This is a genomic window from Buchnera aphidicola (Therioaphis trifolii) (genome assembly GCF_005080705.1).
Classification (GTDB): Bacteria; Pseudomonadota; Gammaproteobacteria; order Enterobacterales; family Enterobacteriaceae; genus Buchnera_L; species Buchnera_L aphidicola_X.
Window position 1 is genome coordinate 176,847 of record NZ_CP032996.1, and the last position, 25,836, is coordinate 202,682.

The following is a 25,836-nucleotide window of genomic DNA, read 5'->3' on the forward strand; positions in this document are numbered from 1 at the left end:
TTAAAATAACATTATTTTAAATGAATATTATATATAAATTTATGAAAAATATTTTAAAATTTATACCACAAAGATATCCATTTTTATTAATTGATCGTATTCAATGTTGTAATAATAAAAATACTATTAAAGTAATTAAAAATATTACTTTAAATGATCCCCTCTTACAAGGACATTCCCCTGATAAATTTATTTTTCCAGGGGTATTAATATTAGAATCAATTTTACAGTCTTCTATAATTTTAGCATCAATTAATCATCCCGAAAATAAAAATTCAAATGGTTTTTATTGTGTTAATAAAATATATTCAGTAAAATTTAAAAAATTTGTTTTACCTGGAGATCAATTAATAATAAAAGTAAAACTATTAAAAGAATATAAAAAATTTATTTTTTTTAAAGGTACTGTTTTTGTTGAAAATAATTTTATTTGTTGTGCTAATATTATTTGTAAATATGTTTTATATTTTTAATTTTTTTAAAATTATTTAATATTCATTAATATAAAGTTATATATTAAAATATGATAAAACCTAAATTTATTCATTTAAATACCAGGAGTGATTATTCTATTACTAGTGGATTAAATAAACCCCAAGAATTAGTTAAAAAATCTTTTTTATTAAATATGCCAGCAATAGGAATGATAGATTCCTCTAATTTTTATGGTGTTATTAAATTTTATAAATCTGCTATTAAATATGGTATTAAACCAATTATTGGTGTTAAATTAAAAATACAATTTAATTTTATTAAAAATATTACTTCTGAAATTAATATTTTAGCTACTAATAAAATAGGTTATAAAAATTTAATTTTATTAATATCTAAAGCTCATTTAAAAAAAAATAATTTTTCTTTAAATAATATTTTTATAAAACAAGATTGGTTAATTAAATATAGAAAAGGTTTAATTATTCTTTCAGGAGGATATAATGGTGATTTTGGAAAATATATAATTAATAAAGAATATGACATTATTAATTTATTTTTAGATTTTTATAATACTTATTTTTTAGATTATTATTATTTTGAAATACATCGTACTAATCGTATATATGAAGAACAATATTTACAATTTGTCATTGAAATTTCAAAAATAAAAAATATTCCTGTTGTTGCAACGAATGATGTGTGTTTTATTAATAAAGATGATTTTGATATTCATAATATTAAATTGGCTATTGATCAAAAAAAAACTATAAATTATAAAAAAAATTATTTAAATTATAGTAATGATCAATTTATGAAAAATGAACATGAAATGTGTATTTTATTTCATGATATTCCTGAAGCATTACAAAATAGTATTGAAATTGCAAAACGATGTAATGTCAATATTGAAAATAAAAAATATTTTTTACCTAAATTTCCAATAAAACATATTAATGAAAAAGATTTTTTAATTTCTAAAAGTATTCAAGGTTTAAAAAATAGATTACTTATTTTATATCCAGAAGAAAAAATTAGAAAAAATATATTTAAAAAATATCAAAAAAGATTATTTTTAGAATTAAAAATTATTAATAAAATGAATTTTCCAGGATATTTTTTAATTGTTATGGAATTTATACAATGGGCTAAAGATAATGATATACCAGTTGGCCCAGGGAGAGGATCTGGTGCTGGATCTTTAGTTGCTTATGCTTTAAAAATTACTGAACTAGATCCTTTACAGTTTGGTTTAATTTTTGAACGTTTTTTAAATCCTGAAAGAAAATCTATGCCAGATTTTGATATTGATTTTTGTATGGAAAAAAGAGATTTAGTTATTGAACATGTTTCAAAATTTTATGGAACAGAAAATGTAGCTCAAATTATTACATTTGGAACAATGTCTACTAAAGCAGTAATACGAGATGTAGGAAGAGCTTTAGGTTATCCTTATGGTTTTGTAAATAAAATTTCTCAATTGATACCCTTAGATATTGGTATTACTTTAAAAAAATCATTATCTAAAAAATTTCATTTATTAAAATTATATAAAAAAAATATTGAAATTAAACGTTTAATTGACATAGCTCTAAGATTAGAGGGTGTTGTTAGAAATACAGGTAAACATGCTGGGGGTGTTGTTATTTCTCCAGATAAATTAACTAATTTTACTCCTTTACAATGTGATAATAATGTTTTTATCACACAATTAGATAAAGATGATATTAATCATGTAGGATTATTAAAATTTGATTTTTTAGGTTTAAGAACATTAACTATAATACATTCTGCAATTAAAATGATTAATAAATCTTTAAAAAAAAACAATCATTTTATTAATTTAAGTTCAATACCATTAAATGATAAAAAAAGTTTTACATTATTACAAACTGCAAATACTATTTCAGTATTTCAATTAGAATCATATGGTATGAGAGAATTAATTATAAAATTAAAACCTGATTGTTTTGAAGATATTATTTCTTTGATTGCATTATTTCGACCTGGTCCATTACAATCTGGTATGGTAGATAATTTTATTAATCGTAAACATGGTAGAGAACCTATTTTTTATCCTGATATTAAATGGCAACATAAATCTTTAAAACCAATTTTAAAATCAACTTATGGAATTATATTATATCAAGAACAAGTAATAAAAATCGCTCAAGTATTATCAGGTTATAAATTATCTAAAGCAGATATATTACAACGTGCTATGTCTAAAAAAAAAATTAAGGAAATGGCAGAACAACGTATTGATTTTCAAAAAAATGCTAAAAAAAATAATATATCTTATGATTTTTCAAGTAAAATTTTTGATTTATTAGAAAAATTTTCAGGTTATGGATTTAATAAATCACATTCAGCTGCTTATGCATTAATTTCTTATCAAACATTATGGATGAAAGCGAATTATCCTTCTGAATTTATGTCTTCTGTTATGAATGCTGATATTGATAATATTGAAAAAATTAAAATTTCTATTCAAGAATGTTTAAGATTAAAAATTAAAATAATTCCTCCTAATATTAATATCAGTATGTATCATTTTCAAGTGAATTCACATTCTGATATTATTTATGGTTTAGGAGGTATTAAAGGTGTTGGAAAATCTGTTGTACAAGAAATTGTTTCTGTTAGAAAACGAATTAAAAAATTTAATAGTTTTTTTGATTTTTGTACAAATATTAAATCAAAATTTATTAATAAAAGAATTTTAGAAAAATTAATTTTTTCAGGATCTTTTGATTGTTTTAAAATAAAAAGATATATATTAATTTATTTAATACCTAAAGCAATAAAATTATCTAAAGAATATGATATTTTTAAAAATATTAATCAATTAAATTTATTAAAAAAGCAAAAAAATAATCATTTAACATCATATTATTTATCTTCTACAAATCAATCTAATTATTTTTCTTATAAAAAACAATTAGATTATGAAAAAGATGTATTAGGATTTTATTTAACTGGACATCCTATTATTGAATATCTTCGTGAATTAAATTATTATAGTAATATATTTGAAAATAATAAAAATAAAAATTGTAAATTTAATTTAATTAAATTATTTGGAATAATATCATCTATACATTTTAAAATAACAAAAAAAAATAAAAATATTATATTTTTAGAAATAACAAATCAATGTAATAATTTTGAAGTTATAATTTTTGATCATTTAATTAAAGTATATAAAAATATATTAAAAAAAGATGCTATAATTATTATTTTAGGTAAAATTATTATAAAAAATAATATTAGAAAAACCCGATTAATAGCTCATTCTATGATTAGTCTTGATGATGCCAGAAATATTTATGTAAAAAAAATAATATTAATTATTTATCAAAATATTTTTTATAAAGAAATATTACATGATATTAAAAATAATATATTATTTTCATTAGGTGGAAATATTCCAATATATATTTGTTATAAATTAAATAATAATCATTCAAATGTTAAATTACATAATCGATGGAATGTTATATTAAGTGAAAAATTAATTGTTAAATTAAAAAATTTATTAGGTGATAATGGTGTACATTTAAGTTTTTTATAATTTTATTTTTTTAATAATAAAATTTATAATATTATTAATATGAATAATAATTTTTTTATCAATATTTTTTCTTTCCTGATATTCTATAGTTTGATTTTTAATAGTATTTTTATTAATAATAATAATATTAGGAATACCAATTAAATTAGCATCAGAAAATATTACTCCAGTTTGTTCATTACGATCTTCTAATAATACTTTAATGTTTTTTTTTTTAAATTTATAATATAAATATTCTGATATTTCTTGAATTTTTTTACATTTATTATTTTTAATAGGTATAATTAATAATTGAAATGGAGCAATATTTTTTGGCCAAATGATTCCTTTTTTATCATGATTTTGTTCAATAATAGTTGAAATTAATCTAGTAACTCCAATACCATAACATCCCATATGTATAAATTTCTTTATTCCATTAATATTTAAAATTTTAGCATCAATAATTTTAGAATATTTTTTTCCTATTTGAAATATATGCCCTATTTCAATACAATTTTTGATTTTATATTTTTTATTATTATTAATAATGATATTATCAACTTTTATATTTTTAAAATATTGATCAAAAATATTAAATTTAAAATATTTGTCATTAATAATATTTAATGGAATTATTTTTTTTAAATATAATATATGAATATCTATAATTAAAAAGAATAAATTATTATTTTTTTTTTTAGAAAATATATTTTTAATTTCTGATTTTGTTGCGAAAATAATGTTTTTATTATTTAAATTTAAATTTTTTATTTTTTTTATTTTATTAATATCTAATAAATGATCACCCCGAATCATACACCCAATGAAATAATTATTTTTGTTTTTATTAATTTTCATAATAAAATTTTTAATAATATTTTTTTTCATATTATTACATATATTTTTTATTTCATATTTATTTTTATTGTTTATTTTTTTTACATGAATTTTTTTTTTATAAAAAAAATTATTTTCGATAAATTTTTTTGTTAAAAGATTAATATTATTTATTTTTTTATTTTTATTATAAGAAATAATAATTTTATCTTCTCCAGATTTTGATAATGCTTGAAATTCATGAGAATAATTTCCACCAATAATTCCACATTCAGCTTTTACTGAATAAAAATTAATATTCATTTTTTTAAAAATTTTTTCATATATTAAACGCATTTTTTTATATTTTTTTTTTAAACAATCCATATTTTCATGAAAAGAATATGCATCTTTCATAATAAATTCACGAGTTCTAGTAATTCCAAATCTTGGTCGAATTTCATCTCTAAATTTTGTTTGTATTTGATATAATGTAATTGGTAATTTTTTATATGACATAATTTCTTGTTTAATAAAATCTGTTACCATTTCTTCATATGTTGGACTTAATATAAAACAATTATTATTTCTATCGTATAATTTTATTAATTCTTTTCCATATTGTTTAAATCGATTACTTTTTTTCCATAATTCATCTGATTGCATAATTGGAAAACAAATTTCATTTGCTCCTACAATATCCATTTCAGTTCTTATGATTTTTTTTATATTTTTTAAAACTTTTAATCCATTTGGTAACCAGGTATATATTCCAGAATTTGATTGTCTAATTAATCCCGATTTTAACATTAATTGATGACTAGTAGATTCAATATGATCTGGTATTTTTTTTAATGTATATAATAAATATTTACTTGTTCGCATTTTTTTAATTAAAATAGTTATTGAAATGATTATAATTTTTAATGTTAATTTATTATTTTAAATGGAATTAATTTTATTAAAATTATTTTTAAAATTTATATAACTAATTTTTTTATTATTTATTTAAGGTATATATTTTGAATTCAGATGATATACAAGATAAAACTGAAGAACCTACATATAATCGAATTAAACAAGTTAAAAAAAAAGGTATTCAAAATTATTCTAATGAATTAAATTTTTTTATATTATTAATATCTTTATTTATTACAGGTTTTTTTTATAGTAATAAAATTTTAATTATTTTTTTTAAATTAATGTTTTATAGTTTTTCATTTAATCATTTTATTATTAAGAATAATTTTTTTTCATATATTATAATGATTGAATTATATAAAATATTTTTTTTATTTTCTTTTTTTTATATATTAATATTTTTTTTAATTTTAACTACTTCATTTTTTTTTAATGGATTTTATATTCAATTAAATTTTATAAAATTTAATAATTTTAATATTAATTTTTTAAAAATTATTGATAATATATTTTCCATTGAATTATATATTAATTTTTTAAAAATATTTTTAAAATTATTAATATTTTTTATAATATTTATATTTTATTTTAAAATATATTTTATAAAAATAATTAATTTAAGTTATTTACCTTATTTTTCATCTTTTATATTAGGTATACATATTATCATTAATATTTTGATTTTATTGTTTATTAGTATTATTCCAATAGTAATTTTTGATATTTTTTGGAAAAAGTTTAATTATTATAAAACATTAAAAATGAGTAGAAAAGAAATTGAAGATGAATATAAAAATGAAAAAGGTAATTCTGATATTAAAAAAAAAATAAAAAAATGAAAAATTAATTAATATTTAAATATAATATTTTCAATATTATAATTTAAGTGTAATTAATTTATAATGAGTATATATTATGTTAAGTATTTTTAATATATTATTAATATTTAAATTTTTAAGAAAAATATTTTGGAAAGAATGGATTGGACCAATTTTTATATTAATAATTTTATTTATGATGATATTACCTTTATCATCTTTTATGTTAGATATTTTTTTTACTTTTAATATTACTATGTCAATAATAGTATTATTAATATCATTTTTTATAAAAAATACTTTAGAATTTTCAATTTTTCCTACTATATTATTATTTTTAACTTTATTTAGATTATCTTTAAATATTGCTTCAACTCGAATTATTTTATTAAAAGGTCATATTGGTACATTTTCTGCAGGACATGTTATTAAATCTTTTGGTTCTTTTTTAATTGGAGATAATTTTTTAATTGGTATAATAATATTTATTATTTTAATAATTATTAATTTTATTGTAATTACAAAAGGTTCTAGTCGTATTGCTGAAGTAAGTGCAAGATTTATTTTGGATAGTATGCCAGGAAAACAAATGGCAATTGATTCTGATTTAAATTCTGGTTTAATTAATATAAAACAAGCAAAAATTAGGAGATTAAAAATAGAAGAAGAAGCAAATTTTTATGGTGCTATGGATGGTTCTAGTAAATTTATAAGAGGTGATGCAATATCTAGTATTTTAATTATGATTGTTAATATTTGTGGAGGTTTAGTTGTTGGTTTAATTGAACATAATATGACGTTATATGAAGCTAGTAGGATATATACAACATTAACTATTGGAGATGGTTTAGTAGCTCAGATACCAGCATTAGTTATTTCTATATCTTGTGGAGTGATTTTAACTCGAGTAAGTAATAATAAAAATATTAATGAACAAATAATTAATCAAATTTTTTTTAATTCTGAAATATTTATATTAAGTAGTTTAATATTAATTATTTTTGGATTAATTCCTGGAATGCCAAATTTAATTTTTTTATTATTTGCTTTTTTATTAATTATTATTGCATATTTTTTATATTATTTTCAATATGAAAAATATAATTTTTTAAAAATAAATAAAAATAAATTTATAAATTTAAATAATAATAAAGAATCAAATATTTTATCTTGGAAAAATGTAACTTTTGAAGATATAATTAAAATAGAATTAGATTTTTTTCTTTATCCAATGATTAATAATGATAATCGTAATAATTTATTTTTTCATATATCAAAATTACGTTTAGATTTTGCAAAAAAAATTGGATTTCTTCCTGAAAAAATTAATATTGTATGTAATAATCATTTATTACCTTATCATTATCGTATTTTAATACATGGTATAGAATTAGGTTCTGGGAAAATCTTTCCTAATAAATTCATAGCAATTAATAAATGCAATATTAATGAAATATTGTCAGATCATAAAATTATTGATCCAATTTTTGGATATCCTGCTTTTTGGATTACACCCCAATTAAAATATTATGCTAAACAAAAAAAATATCATGTTATGAATTCACAATCAATAATTGTTGAACATTTAAATAATATTATGTATTCTAATTTAAAAGATTTATTTGGAAGATTAGAAGTACAAAAATTATTAAAATATATTTCTATTAAAATGCCAAAATTAACTGAAGAATTAATTCCAAATATCATTAATATAACATGTTTACATAAAATATTAAAAAATTTACTTTTTGAAAATATTCCTATTCGTGATATGAGAACTATTTTAGAATCGTTAATTGAACATTCTTTAATTCATAAAAATTCTGATAAATTAACAAGTTTAGTTCGTTTATCTTTAAATAAATTTATAACTCAAAATTTTATCTCTCATAATAAAAAAATATATGTTATTAACTTAGATCCAAATTTAGAAAATTCAATATTAAATATCATGAAAGATAAAAAAAAATTTATTCAAAGTGATTTAAATAGTTTTTTTTTAAAAAAAATAAATTTAGTTTTAAAAAAACAACATTCTATGAATTTACCATTAATTTTATTAGTTAGACATAAAATACGTATGTTTTTATCTTACTTTTTAAAAAAATATTTTCCTAGATTAATTGTATTATCTGATTTAGAAATATCAAATGAAAAAAAAATTTTTATTATTAATACTATTAAATTACAAAATTAAAAATTTTACATATAGTTTACAGTTTTTATTCCTAATAATTTTAATCCTAATTTAATTATTCTTGCTATTAAAAATGATAATTTTAATCTACTTTTTTGTATATTAATTCTTTTAGCATAAATAATAGGATATTTTTCATAAAAAATTGAAAATAGCGAAGATATTTGAAATAAATATAAACATAAAATATGTGGCATACCATTATTTTTAATATTTTGAATTGTTTCTTCAAATTGTAATATTTTAATAGATAATTTAATTTCAATATTATTTGTTAATATAATTTTTTTATTTATTTTTAAAGGAGAAAATTTAGATTTTCTAATAATTGATTGAATTCTAGTATATGTATATTGTATATAAAGAGCTGTATTTCCATGAAAAGATAACATATTATTCCAATTAAATATATAATTTTTTTCTCTATTTTTTGATAAATCTGCATATTTTATTGCACTAATTCCAATAATTTTTGATAATTGGGATATTTTTTTTTTATTGAAATTTGGATTTTTATGTTTTATTATTTTTTTTGATTTTTTTATTGATTCATTAATTAATGAAGATAGTTTAATTAATTTTCCATCTCTAGTTTTAAATGGTTTATTATTTTTTGTTAGAACCATTCCAAATATATGATGTTCTAAATTAAAATTTTTAGGTATATATTTTGCTTTTTTTGCAATTATTTCAATTTGTTTTAAATGTTGTTTTTGACGTACATCTGTATAATAAATAATTCTATTTGCATTTAGTTTATTTATTCGATATTTTAAACATGCTAAATCAATAGTAGAATATAAAAAACTAGTATCTTTTTTTTGAATAATTACTCCCATAGGTTGACCATTTTTATTTTTTATATTTTTTAAATATATTATAGTATTACCGTTTTTTTTTGTTGCAATTTTTTTTTTTTTTAAATCAAGTATAATATTTGATAAATATTTAATATAAAAACTTTCTCCAATATTATGTTTATTTTTTAAAGTTATATTTAATTGATTGTATATTTTTTTATTTTGTTTTATTGTAATTTTTACAATTTTTTTCCATAACTTTATATATTTTTGATTTTTATTTTGTAATTTTAATATACATTTTGTTACTTTAATTTTAAATGTATTATCATTTTCATATAATTTTTTTGATTTTTGATAATATTTTTCTAAATCTTTTAATGATAATTTTTTATTTATTTGATTTATGTATTTTTTTTTTAAATATGCAATTAATAAACCAAATTGAAATCCCCAATCTCCAATATGATTAATACGAATTACATTATGTTTTAAAAAACTTAAAGTTCGTGCCATAACATCACCTAAAATTGTTGATCTTAAATGTCCAACATGCATTTCTTTAGCCATATTAGGAGATGAATAATCTATTATAATGTTTTTAGGTTTTTCTTTTGGTATTCCTAAACTATTTGAATATATTATTTTTTCAATTTCTTCTGATAACCATATTTCATTAAAAAAAATATTAATAAATCCTGGAGCAGAATATTTTATTTTTTTATAAATATTATTATCTTGTAAATAATAAATAAATTTTTTTGATAATTCTTCTGTATTTATTTTTAATAATTTTGAAATTTTTATTATTCCGTTAATTTGATAATTTCCAATTTTAGATTTTGATGTTATTTGAATAAAAGAAATAAATTTTTTAGGTATTTTAGATTTTAATGCACATATTTTTATATCTTTTTTTAAAATTAATTCAATATTCATATTTTATTTATTTAATAATTTTTATTTTTATTGTTAATAGATATATTGTAATATTCTTTTAAATTTATTTTTATTTTTTAAATTTAACAATTTTAAAAAAAAATAAAATAAAAAAAAATTAATAAATATATTGACATATTTTTGGAATCATGTAATATATATTTAGAAGTACATTAAATACGCTCTTTAAAAATTAGTCAGATAATTCATGTGGGCACAAAAAATTAATAGCCAAATATAATTTTACTAACTTTTTTAGTAAAATGTTAAATCTTAAAAAGCTTTAAATTATTATTTTTTTATTAAAATAATAATTATTAATTGAAGAGTTTGATCATGGCTCAGATTGAACGCTGGCGGCAAGCTTAACACATGCAAGTCGAGCGGCAGCGAGAGAAAGTTTACTTTCTTGTCGGCGAGCGGCGAACGGGTGAGTAATATCTGGGGATCTACCTAAAAGAGGGGGATAACTATTGGAAACGATAGCTAATACCGCATAATGTTGAGAAACTAAAGTAGGGGACTTGTTTATTTGAAATGAGCCTTACACTTTTAGATGAACCCAGACGAGATTAGCCTGATGGTAAGGTAATGGCTTACCAATGCTATGATCTCTAGCTGGTCTGAGAGGACAACCAGCCACACTGGAACTGAGACACGGTCCAGACTCCTACGGGAGGCAGCAGTGGGGAATCTTGCACAATGGGCGAAAGCCTGATGCAGCTATGCCGCGTGTATGAAGAAGGCCTTCGGGTTGTAAAGTACTTTCGTCAGGGAAGAAAGAAAAATAACTAATAATTATTTTTTGTGACGTTACCTGAAAAAGAAGCACCGGCTAACTCCGTGCCAGCAGCCGCGGTAATACGGGGGGTGCTAGCGTTAATCGGAATTACTGGGCGTAAAGAGCACGTAGGTGGATTATTAAGTTAGATGTGAAATCCCTGAGCTCAACTTAGGAACTGCATTTAAAACTAATATTCTAGAGTATCGTAGAGGGAGGTAGAATTCCAGGTGTAGCGGTGAAATGCGTAGATATCTGGAGGAATACCTGTGGCGAAAGCGACCTCCTAGACGAATACTGACGCTGAGGTGCGAAAGCATGGGTAGCAAACAGGATTAGATACCCTGGTAGTCCATGCCGTAAACGATGTCAACTTGGAGGTTGTTTCCTTGAGAGATAGCTTCCGAAGCTAACGCATTAAGTTGACCGCCTGGGAAGTACGGTCGCAAGGCTAAAACTCAAATGAATTGACGGGGGCCCGCACAAGCGGTGGAGCATGTGGTTTAATTCGATGCAACGCGAAAAACCTTACCTGGTCTTGACATCCATAGAATTTTTTAGAAATAAAAAAGTGCCTTCGGGAACTATGAGACAGGTGCTGCATGGCTGTCGTCAGCTCGTGTTGTGAAATGTTGGGTTAAGTCCCGCAACGAGCGCAACCCTTATCCTTTTTTGCCATCGGTTCGGCCGGGAACTCAAAGGAGACTGCCGGTTATAAACCGGAGGAAGGTGGGGACGACGTCAAGTCATCATGGCCCTTACGACCAGGGCTACACACGTGCTACAATGGTACATACAAAGAGAAGCTACTCTGTAAAGACAAGCAAATCTCATAAAGTGTATCTTAGTCCGGACTGGAGTCTGCAACTCGACTCCACGAAGTCGGAATCGCTAGTAATCGTGAATCAGAATGTCACGGTGAATACGTTCCCGGGCCTTGTACACACCGCCCGTCACACCATGGAAGTGAATTGCAAAAGAAGCAAGTAGTTTAACCCATAAAAAAGGAAAACGCTTACCACTTTGTGGTTCATAACTGGGGTGAAGTCGTAACAAGGTAACTGTAGGGGAACCTGCGGTTGGATCACCTCCTTAAATAAAATGCAATTAATTTTTATAGTGCCCACATGAATTATCTGATTAAAATATTTATAGGCTTATAGCTCAGTTGGTTAGAGCGCACCCCTGATAAGGGTGAGGTCGGTGGTTCAAGTCCACTTAAGCCTAATAAGAACCGGGGCTGTAGCTCAGCTGGGAGAGCGCCTGCTTTGCACGCAGGAGGTCAGCGGTTCAATCCCGCTTAGCTCCAATATTTATAAAAATAAATTTATGAATAATATAATGAATCGTAAAATATCAATCGATATTGAAACAACTGGAATGAATGATTCTGGATTATTATATAAGAATCATAAAATTATAGAAATTGGAGCAATAGAAATTATTAATAGAAAAATAACAAAAAATTTTTTTCATGTATATTTAAATCCTGAAAGAGAAATTGATATTGAAGCTTTTAAGGTTCATGGAATAACAAAAAAATTTTTAATTAATAAACCAAAATTTTCAGATATTTATGACAATTTTATTCAATATATTAAAAATTCAGAAATTATAGTACATAATGAAGAATTTGATATTTCATTTTTAAATTATGAAATTAAAAAATTAAATAATAAATTTTATACAATAAATAAATATTGTAAAATAATTGATACATTAAAAATCGCTAGAAAAATTTTTCCAGGAAAAAAAAATAATTTAGATATTTTATGTAGTAGATATAAAATTAATACTATTAATAGAAAATTACATAGTGCCATAATAGATGCTAATTTATTAGCTAAATTATATTTACGAATGACTAGTTTTCAAAAAAAAATAAAATTTAATAATTTTATAGATCAAGATAATAAATGTAATATTTATAAAAATAAATTAAATAATTCATTACGGGTTTTAAAAGCATCAGATTTTGAAAATCAAAAACATTTAAAATATTTAAAAAATATGGAAAAAAATAATAATTGTTTATGGATGAATTAAATTTTTTTATAATATTTTTTGGTGCGGTAGTTCAGTTGGTTAGAATATTGGCTTGTCACGCCGGAGGTCACGGGTTCGAATCCCGTCCGCACCGTTTATTTTTTTAATATTTTAAATTATTTTAAATTATTAAAATAATATTTAATTTTTTAATAAAAAATTATTGATTTTTTAATTATAATAATTTATTATTTTATTAATTTATGTTAATTAAAAGTTATATATTTTTTTATGAATAAGAAATTTATTGTTACATGGGATATGTTACAAATATATACTAAAAAGTTAGCTTACCAAATAATGAATATTAAAAAATGGGAAAAAATTATTGCGGTAAGTCGTGGGGGATTAATTCCTGCAACTTTATTATCAAGAGAATTAAGTATTCGTTATGTAGATACTATTTGTATTTCTAGTTATAATGATAATTATTTAAAAAAAATAAAATTAATTAAAAAATCTAATTTAAAGGGTGATAATGTTTTAATTATGGATGATTTAGTTGATACAGGAGGAACAGCAAAATTAATTCGAAAAATATATCCTAAGGCGTATTTTATAACTGTTTTTGCAAAACCTAAAGGTCGTAAACTAGTTGATAATTATATTATTGATATTCCTCAAAATGTTTGGATTGAACAACCCTGGGATATGGCTATATCGTATGTTGCTCCTTTAATTAAAGAATCTAAAATTATTTAATTTTAAAAAATTTTTATATAATTTATAATATACTATATTTTTTATAGTGTATTTAAACTATTAATATAATATTATGAAAAATACAATAAATCATGTTAATAATTTAATTTTAGATGAAAAAAAAAATATTTCTTTTATTAAAAAAAAATCTGAAAAAGATTTAAAAATTATATTACATAGAATTAAAAAAGATATTCATAATACACATAAATATTCTTTATCAAAAATTATAAAATATATTTTATCTGATATTGATAATTTAGAAAAATCAATTCATTTATCTTCTTTAAATAAAAACTTAAATTTCATTACTAAAGAATTAAAAAATATTTTGAAATATTTTTTTCAATTATTTAAACAATATAATATTACTGTTATTAATCAAACTAATATTAAATTTAATCCTAAAATACATGAAGCAATTGCTATTTCATATTCTAAAGAAATAAAATCTAATTATATTATAACAATTATGCAAAAAGGATATCTTTTACATAAACGTCTTTTAAGACCTGCTATGGTTTTAGTTTCAAAATAATATTTTTAATATTTATTTTATTTAATTTTTTTTTAAATTATAAAAAAAATAATATATGATAATTTTAAAAAATAAAAATTTTGGAAAAATATCTCAAATTACAGAAAATAAAAAGGCATATTATAATTATTTTATTGAAAAAACTATTGAATCTGGATTAATATTACAAGGATGGGAAGTAAAATCTTTAAGAAAAAAAAAAGTAAATATTAGTAATGGATATTTATTTTTTCAAAATAATGAATTATACTTAATTGGTTTAGATATACAACCTTGTTTAATTTCTAATATAGATGAACGATATCAATTACATCGAAATATTAAAGTCTTATTAAAAAAAAAAGAAATATATTTTTTATATGGAAAATATAAAACAAAAGGTTATAGTTTAATTGCTTTATCTTTATATTGGAAAAAAGCCTGGTGTAAATTAAAAATAGCTGTTGCAAAAGGAAAAAATAAAAAAGATAAGAGAATGAATATAAAAAATAGAGAATGGAATATTAAAAAAAATATAATTATAAAAAAATTTTTAAAATAAAAAAAATTACAATTTATTTAAAATATGAAAAAATATGTTTTAAATTCTAATATAATTGATCAAGATATAATTTGGATGAAATATGCATTAATTCTAGCTAATAAAGCTAGAACTAATGGTGAAGTTCCTGTAGGGGCTATTTTAGTATTTAATAATTATATTATTGGATCTGGTTTTAATTGTTCTATTTCAAATCATGATCCTACTGCACATGCTGAAATGATTGCTCTTCAAGAAGGTGGAAAAACAATAAAAAATTATAGATTAAATAATGCTACACTTTATGTAACATTAGAACCATGTTTAATGTGTTTAGGAGCTATTATTAGAAGTCGTATTAAAAGATTGGTATTAGGAACAAATTGTAAATTTAAAAAAGAACAAGAATATAGTACAAAATTTATTTTTAAAAAATTAAAAAAAAAAATTCAAATAAATGAATCAATTTTTTTTAAACCTTGTACAAATTTAATAAAAAATTTTTTTAAAAATAAAAGATAATTTTGAAATATAAAATTTAAAATTTATTTATCTTTCAATAATAATTACTGCAAAAATATATTTTTTTTCATCTGTAATACTAACATGTACATATTTAATTTTTAATTTATTAAAAATTTTTTTTGCTTTTTTTAAAAAAATTATATTAGGTTTTCCATATTTATCATGAGATAATTCAAAACTTTTAAAATTAATACCATTTTGAAATCCTGTTCCTATAGATTTTGATGCAGCTTCTTTTATAACAAATCTTTTTCCTATAAAATTTATTTTATTTTTTGTTTTTAAAAATTCATTTAATTCATTTTTTGATAAAATTTTTTTTAAAAATTTTTTTCCAAATTTTTTAAAAACATTATTTAATCTATTTAAATCAATTATATCACATCCAATTCCTATAATTGACATGTTATTTATTGTGTTAAATTGAATAATTTAATTTTTAAATATAATTTGACTTTCATATTTAACAATTTTTCTATATCTTTTTTTGATAAATAATGACACATTTTTATTTTTTTTCCATTTTTTCCAATTATAATTTTTTTTTGTCTTAAATTTTTTGTAAATATTGAAGCAACAATATTACATATTTTAAATTTATCAATATAATATGATTCTATTATTACTTTAATTAAGTATGGAATTTCTTGATTTAAAAATCGAATTAATTTTTCTCTAATAATTTCAGATATTAAAAATTTTTTTGATAATGGTGTAATTTCATTTTTAGAATATATATATTTAGATTGTGGAATATTATTTTTTATTATAGTATTAAGTGCATCAATATTTTCTCCTGTTTTTGCAGAAATTGGTATAATTGCTATAAAATTATATTTTTTTTTTATTTTATTAATAAATGGTAATAATATTTTTTTATTATTTATATAATCAATTTTATTTATTACTAATATAGTTGATATATTTATTTTTTTTAATATTTTTAATATTTTTTCTTCAGGTTCTAACCATTTTATTGTACTAATAACAAAAATAATTAGTTTTAAGTAATTATTTTTGTTAAGTATATTTTTTTTAAAATATTTTTTTTTTATTTCTATTCCTGGAGTATCTATATAAATATATTGATATTGTTGAATTGTTTTAATTCCAATAATATTATTAATAGTTGTTCCAGATTTTTTAGATGTAATAGAAATTTTATTATTAATTAATTTATTTAAAATACTGGATTTACCAACATTTGTTCTTCCAATAATTCCAATATGACCACAATAAGTGATATTTTTTTTCATTGTACTCCTAATTTTATTAATGCTGCATTTGCTGCATTTTGTTCTGCTTTTCTTTTACTAGAACCAAACCCTATAGTATATTCTTTAATATTTTTAATTTTACATTGTATTGTAAATAATTGATTATGTGCCTCACCATATACTTGTATTATAATATATTTTGGTAATGGAAGATATTTGGATTGTAAATATTCTTGTAATTTTGTTTTTGAATCTTTTCTTATGTATTTTGGATGAATTTTTTTTAATCGCATTGAATACCATTTCAAAATTAAATTTTCTATAATAACAATATTACTATCTAAAAAAATACTCCCAATTAATGCTTCTACTGAATTTGCTAAAATAGATTTTCTTTTATGTCCTCCGTTTTTAGTTTCTCCAGGTCCTAAAGTTAAATATTTTCCTAATTGAAATTCACGTGCTATTTTTGATAAAGTATTTTCTTTAACTAATTTTGCTCTCATTCGACTCATATCCCCTTCATTAATATCTGGGAAATATTTATATAATGTATGTGAAATTATAAAACTTAAAATTGAATCTCCTAAAAATTCTAATCTTTCATTATTTTTATTACTAGCACTACAATGTGTTAAAGCTTGTTTTAAAATTTCTTTTTTTTTAAAAAAGTAACCTATTGTTTTTTGCAGTATTTTTATCACGGGATAGCTCATATTAATTTAAGAAAGTTAATTTTTTTATATTTTTTAATAAATTTTTCCAATACGATTTAAATTAATTCCAATAGGCCATTTATTTTCATTTCTTTCTAAATTCATCCAAATATAATCAGCTTTTCCAAGAATATTTTTTTCAGGAACAAAACCCCAATAACGACTATCTAAACTATTATCACGATTGTCCCCTAAAACAAAATATTGTTTAGGTGGTATTATCCATATTGCTGATGATTGATTTTTTTGTTTATAATATTCTTGCATATTACTTTTATCTTTATGAGATATTAAAATATTATATTTATGATTATCAAGTACTTCTTGATAAATCATAGAATGATGATTTAAAATATTGCAATTATTATTTATTTTTTTTATATCTTCAATATTTTTTTTTATATTTGTATTTTCTATTGCATTAGTATTATATTTATTAAAAACATAATGTTTAAAAATTATTTTTCTTTTATTAATATTATTATAATTTTCATAAATTGTTATTATTTTATTAATTGGATCGTATATTATTTTATCACCAGGAATACCAATTATTCTTTTAATATAATTTTGATATGGATTATTTGGATTTTTAAAAACAATAATATCTCCTCTTTTAAAATCATGATATTTTATTATTATATTTCCTGTAAATGGATTTTTTATTCCATAAAAAAATTTTTTAACTATAATATAATCTCCAGGTAATAAATTTGGTAGCATAGATTCTGAAGGAATATAAAAAGGTTCATAAAAAAAACAACGTATTATACATACTATAAATAATATAGGAAATAATGATCCTATACTTTTAAATATATTATTTATTTTACATTTCTTTTTTTGATTTAATTGATAATTTTGTTTTTGTAATTCTATATTTCTATTAAAATCTCCATTTTTATTATTTAATTTTATTATTTTTGAATATAACCAAAATATTCCAGTCATAAATATTAATATTGAAAAAAAATTTAAAATAATATAATTCATATTATATTCCTTAATATTTAAAATTATTATTTATTAATTAGACAATATTGAAAAAAAAGTTTCTTTTGGAATTTTAATATTTCCAATTTTTTTCATCTTTTTTTTACCTATTTTTTGTTTTTGTAATAATTTCTTTTTTCTACTAACATCCCCCCCATAACATTTAGATAAAACATTTTTTCTTAATTGTTTTACAGTTGAACTGGCAATAATATTGTTTCCTAAAGCAGCTTGAATTGAAATATTAAATTGTTGTCTAGGAAGTAATGATTTTATTTTTTCAACTATTTTTTTTGATTTTCTATATATATTATCACGATGTAATATTAAAGATAATGCATCAATTTTCTCAGAATTAATTAATATATTTAAACATACTATATCAGTTTTTTTAAAATATTTAAAATTATATTCTAAAGATGCATATCCACTAGATATTGATTTTAATTGATCAAAAAAATTTATAATAATTTCTGAAATAGGTATTTCATATTTTAATATTACTTGATGTTCATAATAAGTAATATTTTTTTGAATTCCACGTTTTTTTAAACAGAGATTAATAATTTTACCAATATATTTAGGTGGTGTTAATATATTACATTCTGCTATTGGTTCTCTGAATTCTTTAATTTTTTGTAGTTTTGATAAATTAGATGGATTATTTAAATAAATAATATTTTTATTTGTAGTTTCAATTTCATAAATTACTGTTGGAGATGTAGCGATAATATTTAAATTATATTCTCTTTCTAATCTTGCTTGTATAATTTCCATATGTAATAATCCTAAAAAACCACATTTAAATCCAAAACCTAAAGCATGTGAATTTTCTGGTTCATAAAATAATGCAGAATCATTTAAACTTAATTTTCCTAATGCTGTTCTAAAAACTTCATATTGTTCTGTATTTACTGGAAATAACCCTGCAAATATTTTAGGTTTTATTTTTTGAAATCCAGATATTATTTTTTTTGTAGGATTATTATATAAAGTAATTGTATCTCCGACAGAAAAAGCTGTAATATCTTTTATTCCACAAGTAATCCATCCAATTTCTCCACATTTTAATATTTTTTTATTTTTTGATTTTGGTGTAAAAATACCCATTTGATTTACAAAATAATTTTTTTTTGTACTAACAATTTGTATTCTTTCTTTTATTTTTAAAATTCCATTTTTAATTCGTATTAAAGAAATAACTCCTAAATAATTATCAAACCAAGAATCAATAATTAAAGCCTGTAATTTAGTATGTAAAGAACCTATTGGAGCAGGAATATCTGTAATAATTTTATTTAAAACATCAATTATCCCCTTTCCAGTTTTTGCAGAACATTTAATAATATCTTTTGAAGAAATACCAATAATATCTTCAATTTCTTTAGTTGTTTTTTGAATATTAGCTGTTGGTAAATCAATTTTATTTAATATAGGTATAACAACAAGATTCATATTTAATGCCATATTACAAGTTGCTAATGTTTGTGCTTCAACTCCCTGACAGGCATCAACAATTAATAATGCACCTTCACAAGCACTTAAAGATCTAGAAACTTCATATGAAAAATCTACATGTCCTGGTGTATCAATAAAATTTAAATAAAATGTTTTATTATTTTGATTAATATATTTGATTGTTACACCCTGAGCTTTAATAGTAATACCTCTTTCTTTTTCTAAATCCATAGAATCTAATACCTGATTTGACATTTCTCTTTTTGTTAACCCCCCGCATATTTGAATAAATCGATCAGAAAGTGTTGATTTTCCATGATCAATATGTGCAATAATAGAAAAGTTCCGTATATTTTTCATATTTTATTTTTAATTTAATATAAATATTTTTATAATATATAATATCATAAATCATTTTAGTATATTTATACAATCATTTTATTAATTAAATTTTATATTAAATTTAAATTTATAATTACTATATTATATTTTTTATGAAAATTAAAAAAAATAAAAAAATTATTATTGCTATGTCTGGAGGTGTGGATTCTTCAGTATCTGCATATCTTTTATTACAACAAGGTTATATAGTAGAAGGTATTTTTATGAAAAATTGGGAAGAAGATGATAATTTAAATTATTGTGCTTCTTCTAAAGATTTAAATGATGTTAGAAAAATATGTAAAAAAATAGGAATTTATTTACATGAAATAAATTTTTCTACAGAATATTGGAATCATGTATTTAAAGATTTTTTATTTCAACATAAAAAAGGAAATACACCTAATCCTGATATATTATGTAATAAAAAAATAAAATTTGGTGTATTATTTAATTTTGTTATTTATACATTAAAAGCAGATTATATTGCTACTGGACATTATGCTCAAATTAAATATTTAAATGGAACACCAATGTTATTAAGAAGTAAAGATACTAATAAAGATCAAAGTTATTTTTTATATACAATTAATAGTAATAAATTAAAAAAAATATTATTTCCAATAGGACATCTAAAAAAAAAAACAGTAAGAAAAATAGCAAAATCAATAAAATTACATAATTCAGAAAAAAAAGATTCTATTGGTATTTGTTTTATTGGACCATGTAAAATGTCTACTTTTTTAAGTCGATTTATTTATAGTCGTTCTGGTAATATTGTTACGGAATATGGTTATATTATAGGTATTCATAATGGTTTAATTAATTATACTATAGGACAAAGAAAAGGAATTGGTATTGGAGGGAAATATGATAAAATAAATAAACCTTGGTATGTAATGAAAAAAAATTTAATGAAAAATAGTTTAACTGTAGTACAAGGTTATAAAAATAATAAATTATTTTATAAAGAATTAATTGCTATTAATGTAAATTGGATTAGTAAAATTAATATATCAAATAATTTTTTTTGTACAGTTAAAACGAGATATCGTCAAAAAGATATATCTTGTAACATTTCTGTTATAAATTTATATTCTGTAAAAGTTTTTTTTAAAAAACCGGTATTCGCTGTTACTCCTGGACAATCAGTTGTTTTTTATTCTGAAGAAATTTGTTTAGGGGGTGGTATTATTAATAAAGCGATATTATGTAATTAAATATCATTATTTAATTAAAATTATAAAATTGAAATATTTGGATTAATTAAATGAATAATTTTTTTTTATTAGCAATTTCTCCTTTAGATGGGCGATATTATCAACAAACATTAATATTACAAAATATATTTAGTGAATATGCATTTTTAAAATTTCGATTAAAAATTGAAATTCAATGGTTAAAACAATTATCTTTAATTCCAGAAATTATTGAATTACCTAAATTTAATAAAGTTACTAATAATATTTTAGATAATATAATAAATAAATTTGATTATCATGATGCTCAAGAAATAAAAAAAATAGAAACAATTATTTCTCATGATACAAAATCTATTGAATATTTTTTAAGAAAAAAAATTTCTTTAAAAATTCCTGATAATCTTTCAATAATTAATTTTATTCATTTTGCTTGTACTTCAGATGATATTAATAATTTAGCATATGCATGTATGATTAAAAAATCTATTTTTAAAATATTAATACCATATTGGAAAAAAATTTTACTATATATTAAATTATTATCTAATAAATTTAAAAATATTAGTATATTGTGTAGAACACATGGTCAACCTGCCACTCCATCTACTTTAGGAAAAGAAATAGTAAATTTTTATTATCGATTAAAAAGACAATTTATACAATTAAAAAATATTATTATTTTAGGAAAAATTAATGGAGCAACAGGAAATTATAATGCACATATATCAGCTTATCCTAATGTTAATTGGTATAAAATTAGTCAACATTTTGTTACAAATTTAGGATTACAATGGAATCCATGTACTACACAAATAGAACCTCATGATTATATTTCTGAAATTTTTAGTTGTATGATTAGATTTAATACTATTTTAATTAGTTTTAATCAAGATATTTGGGGATATATTAGTTTAAATTATTTTAATCAACATATTATTGATACTGAAGTTGGTTCTTCAACTATGCCTCATAAAATAAATCCAATTGATTTTGAAAAATCTGAAGGTAATTTAGGATTATCAAATGCAATAATGAATTATATGATTTTAAAACTTCCTATATCAAGGTGGCAACGCGATTTAAGTGATTCTACCGTTTTAAGAAATATAGGAGTAATTTTTGGTTATTGTATTATATCATATGATTCCATTTTGTCTGGTTTAAAAAAAATTAAAATAAATTATTTAAATATTAAAAATGATTTAAATAATAAATGGGAATTATTAGCTGAACCTATTCAAACGATTATGCGTAAATTTAAAATACCTAATGCATATGAAAAATTAAAAAAATTAACAAGAAATAAAAATATCAATATTAATAAAATACATCAATATATTGATCAATTAACTATTCCTAATATTGAAAAAGAAAGATTAAAAAAAATTAATCCAGAAAATTACATAGGTTATGCAATACAATTAGTAGAGAAAATAAATCAATAATATTATATTAATATATAATATATTTACAAAAAAAAGGAAAATATGGGATTTTTAAAAAATAAAAAAATTTTAATTACTGGTATTTTAAATAAAAAATCTATTGCATATGGAATTGCTAAAGCAATGAATTATCAAAAAGCATCATTAGCTTTTACATGTTTAAATAAAAAAAATAAATATAAAATTAAAAAAATTGCTAAAAATTTAAATTCAAATATTGTAATAACTTGTAATTTTAATAATTTAAATAATATTAAAAAATTATTTTTTAAATTATTTAAATATTGGAATAAATTTGATGGTTTTGTACATTCTATTGCATATAGTCCAAAAATACAATTTTCAAAAAATTATCTTGAAACAATTAATAAAAAAGATTTTATAAAAACAAATTATATTACTTCTTATAGTTTAATATCTATGATACAAGAATGTAAACATAGATTAAATATTGGATCTTCAATAGTTACTTTAACATATTTAGGATCACAAATTGTAATACCTTATTATAATGTAATGGGAATTGCAAAAGCTTCTTTAGAAGCTAATGTTAAATATATATCAAATAATTTTAAAAAAAATCAATTCAGAATTAATGCTATTTCTGCTGGACCTATTAAAACAATTTCATCATATAATATTCCAAATTTTAAAAAAATATTAAATTATTCAAAACATTTTTCTCCTATTCAAAGATTAGTAACAATTGAAGAAATTGGAAATACCGCAGCATTTTTATGTTCAAATTTATCTAGTGGTATTACAGGACAAATTATTTATGTTGATGGAGGTTTAAGTACATCTATGATGAATCATTTATATTAGTTTAATATAAAATTATTAATTAAAAATTTTATTTTTTTTAATATTTTAGGTATATTTTATGTTACAAAAAAAAAATTTTTTATTACAATTAAAAAATAAATTAGTATTAGAAGATCAGAAAGTAATAGGTATTGTTGAAAAACATGATAATAGATTTGGTTTTTTAAAATCAAAATTTAAAATTAATTATTTTATTCCATCCAAATATATTAAAAAAGTAATAAATGGAGATAAAATTTTAGTAAAAATTTGTGTCAAAAAAAATAAAAAATTTGCACAACCTTTAATATTAATTAAATCATTTTTAGATATTTTTATAGGTACAATTATAAAAATAGGATTAAAAATTTTTATTCAACCTCATTATCCTTTTTTAAAAGAATTAATAATTTGTCATTTTGATAATCAAAATTTTGGTGTAATAAAAAAAGGAGATTGGTTTTTTGCAAAATTAATACAACATAAATTAGATAATTATAAAGATTTTAATGCAAAATTAATAAAATTTATTTCTTCAAAAAATGATAATTTATTACCATGGAAAGTAATTTTAACATATTATAATGTTAAAGTTTTTTTTCCTAAATTTAATATTAATAATTTAAATTTTAATAAAAATATTTTTCGAAAAGATTTAACTGACTTAACATTTATTACTATAGATAATGATTCTACAAAAGATATAGATGATGCTATATTTGTTGAAAAAATAGATAATCAAAATATTAAAATTATTATAGCTATTTCAGATCCTACTTCTTATATTAATCCAGATAGTGATTTAGATATTATTGCTTCAAATAGATTATTTACAAATTATTTACCAGGTTTTGATATTCCTATGTTACCAAAAATATTATCAGAAGATATGTTTTCTTTACATCCTAATTTAAAGAAACCAGTTTTAGCTTGTGAGGTTATTATTGATCAGTATGGTAATATATCTAAAAAAATAAATTTTTTTTTAGCATTTATTAAATCATATGCTAAATTAAATTATAATAATGTTTCAAATTGGATTAATGGTATTGGAATTTGGAAACCTGATAATAATAAAATTATTAATCAAATTAATTTATTATATAAATTATGTAATAGAAGAATATTATGGAGAAAAAAAAATGCACTAATTTTTAAAGATACGCTTGAATATAAATTTCATCTTTCTGATAATTATGATATTATAAAAATTTCTGTTGAATATAGAAATATTGCACATAAAATGATTGAAGAAGCTATGATTATTGCAAATGTTAGTGCAGCAAATTTTTTATCTAAACATTTAGGTTTTGGAATTTATAATATTCATTTAGGTTTTAATACGGTAAATGCTAAACATGTTTCTTTAATTCTTAAAAAATATGATATTAATATTCATTATAAAAAAATTATTACTTTAATGGGATTTTGTGAATTATATCGTGTATTAAATTCATTTTCTAATAATTATATAAATTATCGAATTCGAAGATATCAATCATTAGGAACAATTAGTACAATTCCTAAACCTCATTTTGCTTTAGGATTCAATCAATATTTAACTTGGACATCTCCAATACGAAAATATAGTGATATGATTAATCATAGATTATTAAAAAATATTATTTTAGGATATCCCTCAAAAAAACCTAATAATAATATTATATCAAAAATTATTAATTGTAAAAGACGGCATCAAACAATTAAAAAAAATATAACCAATTGGTTATATATAAAATTTTTTAAAAAAAATAATTATTTTAATAAAATTTTTATAGCAAACATTTTTGATATTTTAAATTCTGGAATAAAAGCACGTTTATTAATTAATGGTGCAAATATATTTATTCCTATTACATATATGTATCATTACAATAAAAATTTTATATGTGATCGAAAAAATGGAATTTTATATTTTAAAGATAAAATATTATATCGAATATCTGATGTAATAAAAGTAATAATTTTAAATATTAATACTCATGAAAATATTATAATTGCTAAACCATATATAAAATTATAAATATAT

At 19.9% G+C, this 25,836-nt stretch carries 20 protein-coding genes, 3 tRNA genes and 1 rRNA gene; 17 read left to right on the forward strand and 7 right to left on the reverse strand.

The window, feature by feature from the left end; all coding sequences use genetic code 11:
• Nucleotides 1-41 precede the first annotated feature (41 nt).
• Together fabZ and dnaE are read left to right on the forward strand one after the other, a co-directional pair.
• On the forward strand, nucleotides 42-473 hold the full coding sequence (gene fabZ / locus D9V81_RS00820) for a 3-hydroxyacyl-ACP dehydratase FabZ (protein ID WP_187306093.1): 432 nt from the start codon (nucleotides 42-44) through the stop codon (nucleotides 471-473).
• Nucleotides 474-523: 50 nt separating this feature from the next.
• Nucleotides 524-4,006: a DNA polymerase III subunit alpha gene (dnaE, locus tag D9V81_RS00825; protein WP_158349428.1), complete on the forward strand. Its 3,483-nt coding sequence runs from the start codon at nucleotides 524-526 to the stop codon at nucleotides 4,004-4,006.
• Here the strand turns inward: dnaE and D9V81_RS00830 are convergent.
• Nucleotides 4,001-5,689: a proline--tRNA ligase gene (locus tag D9V81_RS00830; RefSeq protein WP_158349429.1), complete on the reverse strand. Its 1,689-nt coding sequence runs from the start codon at nucleotides 5,687-5,689 to the stop codon at nucleotides 4,001-4,003. The genes dnaE and D9V81_RS00830 overlap by 6 nt on opposite strands.
• 137 nt (nucleotides 5,690-5,826) lie before the next feature.
• Here D9V81_RS00830 and D9V81_RS00835 point away from each other — a divergent pair, with 137 nt between their 5' ends.
• The gene (locus D9V81_RS00835; RefSeq protein ID WP_187306094.1) at nucleotides 5,827-6,564 is read left to right on the forward strand and encodes an EscU/YscU/HrcU family type III secretion system export apparatus switch protein; all 738 of its coding nucleotides are present in this window, start codon (nucleotides 5,827-5,829) and stop codon (nucleotides 6,562-6,564) included.
• A 76-nt stretch (nucleotides 6,565-6,640) separates the two neighbouring features.
• Nucleotides 6,641-8,740, forward strand: coding sequence for a flagellar biosynthesis protein FlhA (locus D9V81_RS00840; protein ID WP_158349431.1), 2,100 nt, complete (start codon nucleotides 6,641-6,643; stop codon nucleotides 8,738-8,740).
• Nucleotides 8,741-8,745: 5 nt separating this feature from the next.
• Here D9V81_RS00840 and argS read toward each other — a convergent pair whose 3' ends face one another.
• Nucleotides 8,746-10,479: an arginine--tRNA ligase gene (argS, locus tag D9V81_RS00845; protein ID WP_158349432.1), complete on the reverse strand. Its 1,734-nt coding sequence runs from the start codon at nucleotides 10,477-10,479 to the stop codon at nucleotides 8,746-8,748.
• 318 nt (nucleotides 10,480-10,797) lie between these two features.
• Between argS and D9V81_RS00850 the strand changes: the two genes are divergently transcribed.
• The 9 genes from D9V81_RS00850 (at nucleotide 10,798) to tadA (ending at nucleotide 15,588) form a co-directional block, all read left to right on the forward strand.
• Nucleotides 10,798-12,355: ribosomal RNA gene (locus D9V81_RS00850) — 16S ribosomal RNA — on the forward strand.
• A 58-nt stretch (nucleotides 12,356-12,413) separates the two neighbouring features.
• Nucleotides 12,414-12,487 (forward strand) — tRNA-Ile (locus D9V81_RS00855).
• A gap of 9 nt (nucleotides 12,488-12,496) precedes the next feature.
• Nucleotides 12,497-12,569, forward strand: a tRNA-Ala gene (locus tag D9V81_RS00860).
• Nucleotides 12,570-12,601: 32 nt separating this feature from the next.
• Nucleotides 12,602-13,306 carry a DNA polymerase III subunit epsilon gene (gene dnaQ / locus D9V81_RS00865; RefSeq protein ID WP_187306095.1) on the forward strand — a complete coding sequence of 235 codons (705 nt, stop codon included), beginning with the start codon at nucleotides 12,602-12,604 and terminating at the stop codon, nucleotides 13,304-13,306.
• Nucleotides 13,307-13,326: 20 nt separating this feature from the next.
• Nucleotides 13,327-13,400, forward strand: a tRNA-Asp gene (locus D9V81_RS00870).
• A gap of 137 nt (nucleotides 13,401-13,537) precedes the next feature.
• The gene (gene gpt, locus D9V81_RS00875; protein ID WP_158349434.1) at nucleotides 13,538-14,008 is read left to right on the forward strand and encodes a xanthine phosphoribosyltransferase; all 471 of its coding nucleotides are present in this window, start codon (nucleotides 13,538-13,540) and stop codon (nucleotides 14,006-14,008) included.
• 73 nt (nucleotides 14,009-14,081) lie between these two features.
• On the forward strand, nucleotides 14,082-14,546 hold the full coding sequence (locus D9V81_RS00880) for a nucleotide exchange factor GrpE (protein ID WP_158349435.1): 465 nt from the start codon (nucleotides 14,082-14,084) through the stop codon (nucleotides 14,544-14,546).
• Between the two features lie 58 nt (nucleotides 14,547-14,604).
• Complete coding sequence (gene smpB, locus D9V81_RS00885; RefSeq protein ID WP_410051737.1) at nucleotides 14,605-15,087, forward strand: SsrA-binding protein SmpB; 483 nt, start codon at nucleotides 14,605-14,607, stop codon at nucleotides 15,085-15,087.
• A gap of 24 nt (nucleotides 15,088-15,111) precedes the next feature.
• Entirely contained in the window at nucleotides 15,112-15,588 is a 477-nt protein-coding gene (tadA, locus tag D9V81_RS00890) for a tRNA adenosine(34) deaminase TadA (RefSeq protein ID WP_261978190.1), read from the forward strand.
• A 27-nt stretch (nucleotides 15,589-15,615) separates the two neighbouring features.
• On the opposite strand, the gene acpS is transcribed toward tadA, so the two are convergent.
• From acpS to lepA, 5 genes are read right to left on the reverse strand one after another with little or no spacing between them, the layout of a single operon-like run.
• Complete coding sequence (gene acpS, locus D9V81_RS00895; protein WP_158349437.1) at nucleotides 15,616-15,996, reverse strand: holo-ACP synthase; 381 nt, start codon at nucleotides 15,994-15,996, stop codon at nucleotides 15,616-15,618.
• Between the two features lie 5 nt (nucleotides 15,997-16,001).
• A complete protein-coding gene (gene era, locus D9V81_RS00900) occupies nucleotides 16,002-16,847 on the reverse strand; it encodes a GTPase Era (RefSeq protein ID WP_158349438.1) in 846 nt (281 codons plus the stop codon).
• Nucleotides 16,844-17,524: a ribonuclease III gene (rnc, locus tag D9V81_RS00905; RefSeq protein ID WP_158349439.1), complete on the reverse strand. Its 681-nt coding sequence runs from the start codon at nucleotides 17,522-17,524 to the stop codon at nucleotides 16,844-16,846. The genes era and rnc overlap by 4 nt, the downstream gene beginning before the upstream one ends.
• A gap of 33 nt (nucleotides 17,525-17,557) precedes the next feature.
• Nucleotides 17,558-18,517 (reverse strand): signal peptidase I, encoded by a 960-nt coding sequence (gene lepB / locus D9V81_RS00910; RefSeq protein ID WP_158349440.1) that lies wholly within the window; start codon nucleotides 18,515-18,517, stop codon nucleotides 17,558-17,560.
• A 33-nt stretch (nucleotides 18,518-18,550) separates the two neighbouring features.
• Nucleotides 18,551-20,335 (reverse strand): translation elongation factor 4, encoded by a 1,785-nt coding sequence (lepA, locus tag D9V81_RS00915; RefSeq protein WP_158349441.1) that lies wholly within the window; start codon nucleotides 20,333-20,335, stop codon nucleotides 18,551-18,553.
• 134 nt (nucleotides 20,336-20,469) lie between these two features.
• Between lepA and mnmA the strand changes: the two genes are divergently transcribed.
• Genes mnmA through D9V81_RS00935 form a run of 4 tightly spaced genes read left to right on the forward strand, consistent with a single transcriptional unit; the run spans nucleotide 20,470 to nucleotide 25,830 of the window.
• On the forward strand, nucleotides 20,470-21,576 hold the full coding sequence (mnmA, locus tag D9V81_RS00920; RefSeq protein WP_158349442.1) for a tRNA 2-thiouridine(34) synthase MnmA: 1,107 nt from the start codon (nucleotides 20,470-20,472) through the stop codon (nucleotides 21,574-21,576).
• A gap of 50 nt (nucleotides 21,577-21,626) precedes the next feature.
• Nucleotides 21,627-23,003, forward strand: a complete 1,377-nt coding sequence (purB, locus tag D9V81_RS00925) for an adenylosuccinate lyase (protein WP_158349443.1) — start codon at nucleotides 21,627-21,629, stop codon at nucleotides 23,001-23,003.
• Between the two features lie 42 nt (nucleotides 23,004-23,045).
• Nucleotides 23,046-23,828 (forward strand): enoyl-ACP reductase, encoded by a 783-nt coding sequence (locus D9V81_RS00930; RefSeq protein ID WP_158349444.1) that lies wholly within the window; start codon nucleotides 23,046-23,048, stop codon nucleotides 23,826-23,828.
• Nucleotides 23,829-23,886: 58 nt separating this feature from the next.
• Nucleotides 23,887-25,830, forward strand: coding sequence for an exoribonuclease II (locus D9V81_RS00935; protein ID WP_158349445.1), 1,944 nt, complete (start codon nucleotides 23,887-23,889; stop codon nucleotides 25,828-25,830).
• Nucleotides 25,831-25,836 lie beyond the last annotated feature (6 nt).

What these genes read in the sequence shown, in the direction of transcription:
- fabZ (WP_187306093.1), top strand. Translation starts at nt 42, where the DNA reads ATGAAAAATATTTTAAAATTTATACCACAAAGATATCCATTTTTATTA.
- dnaE (WP_158349428.1), top strand. Translation starts at nt 524, where the DNA reads ATGATAAAACCTAAATTTATTCATTTAAATACCAGGAGTGATTATTCT.
- D9V81_RS00830 (WP_158349429.1), bottom strand. Translation starts at nt 5,689, where the DNA reads ATGCGAACAAGTAAATATTTATTATATACATTAAAAAAAATACCAGAT.
- D9V81_RS00840 (WP_158349431.1), top strand. Translation starts at nt 6,641, where the DNA reads ATGTTAAGTATTTTTAATATATTATTAATATTTAAATTTTTAAGAAAA.
- argS (WP_158349432.1), bottom strand. Translation starts at nt 10,479, where the DNA reads ATGAATATTGAATTAATTTTAAAAAAAGATATAAAAATATGTGCATTA.
- dnaQ (WP_187306095.1), top strand. Translation starts at nt 12,602, where the DNA reads ATGAATCGTAAAATATCAATCGATATTGAAACAACTGGAATGAATGAT.
- gpt (WP_158349434.1), top strand. Translation starts at nt 13,538, where the DNA reads ATGAATAAGAAATTTATTGTTACATGGGATATGTTACAAATATATACT.
- D9V81_RS00880 (WP_158349435.1), top strand. Translation starts at nt 14,082, where the DNA reads ATGAAAAATACAATAAATCATGTTAATAATTTAATTTTAGATGAAAAA.
- tadA (WP_261978190.1), top strand. Translation starts at nt 15,112, where the DNA reads ATGAAAAAATATGTTTTAAATTCTAATATAATTGATCAAGATATAATT.
- acpS (WP_158349437.1), bottom strand. Translation starts at nt 15,996, where the DNA reads ATGTCAATTATAGGAATTGGATGTGATATAATTGATTTAAATAGATTA.
- era (WP_158349438.1), bottom strand. Translation starts at nt 16,847, where the DNA reads ATGAAAAAAAATATCACTTATTGTGGTCATATTGGAATTATTGGAAGA.
- rnc (WP_158349439.1), bottom strand. Translation starts at nt 17,524, where the DNA reads ATGAGCTATCCCGTGATAAAAATACTGCAAAAAACAATAGGTTACTTT.
- lepB (WP_158349440.1), bottom strand. Translation starts at nt 18,517, where the DNA reads ATGAATTATATTATTTTAAATTTTTTTTCAATATTAATATTTATGACT.
- lepA (WP_158349441.1), bottom strand. Translation starts at nt 20,335, where the DNA reads ATGAAAAATATACGGAACTTTTCTATTATTGCACATATTGATCATGGA.
- mnmA (WP_158349442.1), top strand. Translation starts at nt 20,470, where the DNA reads ATGAAAATTAAAAAAAATAAAAAAATTATTATTGCTATGTCTGGAGGT.
- purB (WP_158349443.1), top strand. Translation starts at nt 21,627, where the DNA reads ATGAATAATTTTTTTTTATTAGCAATTTCTCCTTTAGATGGGCGATAT.
- D9V81_RS00930 (WP_158349444.1), top strand. Translation starts at nt 23,046, where the DNA reads ATGGGATTTTTAAAAAATAAAAAAATTTTAATTACTGGTATTTTAAAT.
- D9V81_RS00935 (WP_158349445.1), top strand. Translation starts at nt 23,887, where the DNA reads ATGTTACAAAAAAAAAATTTTTTATTACAATTAAAAAATAAATTAGTA.